Origin of the sequence: Aeromonas sp. PrichA-15 (assembly GCF_017939245.1) — a bacterium.
Taxonomy (GTDB): Bacteria; Pseudomonadota; Gammaproteobacteria; order Enterobacterales; family Aeromonadaceae; genus Aeromonas; species Aeromonas caviae.
Genome location: NZ_JAGKRH010000109.1, coordinates 1 through 1,871 on the forward strand (window position 1 = coordinate 1; position 1,871 = coordinate 1,871).

At 60.0% G+C, this 1,871-nt stretch carries 1 pseudogene; it reads left to right on the forward strand.

The annotated features are described in order from the left end of the window. Positions 1 to 290: 290 nt before the first annotated feature. A pseudogene (locus tag J9889_RS14260) lies at positions 291 to 1,836 on the forward strand (lytic transglycosylase F). Positions 1,837 to 1,871 lie beyond the last annotated feature (35 nt).

Sequence of the window (1,871 nt, forward strand, 5' to 3'; positions counted from 1 at the left end):
GGGACTCAAACTTTCCGGGAGGACAGGCGTGAATGAAGTCGAGAGCTTGGTCGATACGCATAAAAAAATCCGAAACCCAACAAGGAGTTTCGGATTCTTACACAGCCTGAGGATCGGTCAATGGATCCTTAACTGATCGGCATTAGAGCCTCGGGGCTCCTTTTTTCAGGGCGGGCACTCCTGGATGGAATAGTGGAAATCGTGCTATGGGGCCATCTCTATCAAACCCAATAAGCTAAATCACCCACAAGGCGCCACTTACACTCAATAAAACGAGCGAGGTGTAAGTGATGAAACGCGCATGGATGGTCGTGATCTGGTGGTTCTGCTCCCTGACGCCAGCCTGGGGGGCCGAATCCGGCAAGCAGGTGGCCCCCGAGGCAGAGACGGAGAAAAGCGCCCTGAGCTTTGAGGGGGACGAGCTTGCCAGACCCAGGCTGGGAGATCTCGACGTCATGCTGGAGCAGCGCACCATCCGAGTGCTCACCACCTACAACAAGACGGGGTTCTTCATCACCAAGGGCGTGCAGCGGGGCGTCACCTACGATGCCTTCATGTAGGTGGAAAAGCGTCTCAACGAACAGTTGCGCAAGCAAAAGGCGATCAAGCGCCACCTCAAGGTGCACTTCGTCTTCATTCCCGTGGCCCGGGAAGCGCTGCTGAGCTCCCTCATCGAGGGCAAAGGCGACATCGCCGCCGCCAATCTCACCATCACGGACAAGCGCAAGAAGCAGGGTATCGCCTTCACCGATCCCCTGCTTGAAAACGTGCGGGAGCTGCTCGTCTCCGGCCCCCTCTCCCCCAAGGTGGAAAGCGCCGCCGATCTCGGGGGCCAGCGCGTCTTCGTGCGCCCCTCCTCCAGCTACTACGAGTAGCCTCATGGCCTACAACCAGGCCCGCAAGTCGGCGGGAGAGCCCCTCATCGACCTCCAACCCGCCTCGGAGGTACTCGAAGATGAAGATCTGGTGGAGATGGTGAACGCAGGCCTGCTCCCCTTCATCGTCATGGACGAGCACAAGGCCCGCTTCTGGCAAAAGATTTTCCCCGGAATCACCATTCACGACGCCCCCGTGTTCCGGGAAGGGGGCGTCATCGCCTGGGCGGTGCGCAAGGAGAGCCCCCAGTTGCTCGCCATGCTCAACGAGCAGATCAAGGCGCTGCGCGGCAAGGCGACGGGGGATGAGATCCTGGCCCGTTATCTCAAGCAGAACAAGTTCGTCAAAAGCGCCGCCGCCGAGGCGGAGCGCAAGAAATTCCTGCAGGTGGTCGAGCTGTTCCGTGAATATGGCGAACGCTATGACATGGACTGGCTGCTGATGGCGGCCCAGGGCTACCAGGAGTCCGCCCTCAACCATCATGCCCGTAGCCATGTGGGCGCCATCGGCATCATGCAGATCATGCCCGCCACCGGCAAGGGGCTGAAGGTCGGCGACATCCGCCAGCTCGAGCCCAATATTCACAGGGGCGTCAAATACATGCGCTGGATGATCGATCACTACTATGCGGACGAGCCCATGACCGCCCTCGACAAGGCCCTCTTCTCGTTCGCCTCCTACAATGCCGGCCCCGCCCGGGTAGCCAGGCTCCGTGCCGAGGCCAGGAAACGGGGGCTGGATCCCAACGTCTGGTTCCACAATGTCGAGTACGTGGCGGCAGAGAAAATCGGCCCCGAGACGGTCACCTATGTGGGCAACATCTACAAGTACTACATCGCCTACAAGCTGGTGTTGACATCCTCCCCCACCTTAGCGCTTCGCGTCACAGGAGGGGGATTCCCATTACTGGGTGATAGCTGCTCGCGCAGTACCGGGTTCCTGCTTCATCGGGCGGCCTGATTGCACCGCGCCTCCACAGGCTAAAACGGCGTGTC